The 336-nt window shown below is 61.6% G+C and carries 1 protein-coding gene; it reads left to right on the top strand.

The genetic code is table 11. The annotated features are described in order from the left end of the window. The coding region (locus P0D80_RS51475; RefSeq protein WP_459252788.1) for a transposase family protein at positions 1 to 336 on the top strand (336 nt) is incomplete at both ends.

Here is a 336-nt window from a genome sequence, read left to right as displayed (position 1 = left end):
CAGGACACCTTCTATGTCGGCACGCTCAAGGGCGTGGGCCGCGTCTACCAGCAGACCTTCGTCGATACCTACTCGAAGGTGGCGTTCGCCAAACTCTACGACCGCAAGACGCCGCTGCCGGCGGCCGATCTGCTCAACGATCGCGTCGTACCGTTCTTCGACAGCTACGGCATCCCGCTCACACGCGTGCTCACCGATCGGGGCGCCGAGTATTGCGGCAACCCCGAGCATCACGAATACGAGCTCTACCTGGCCATCGAGAACATCGATCACACCCGCACCAAAGCACGTTCGCCGCAGACCAACGGAATCGTCGAGCGGCTTCACAAGACCATG

The sequence above is a fragment of the Paraburkholderia sp. RL17-373-BIF-A genome (assembly GCF_046030175.1).
Lineage (GTDB): Bacteria > Pseudomonadota > Gammaproteobacteria > Burkholderiales > Burkholderiaceae > Paraburkholderia.
This window is presented reverse-complemented; position numbering and strand designations above follow the sequence as displayed.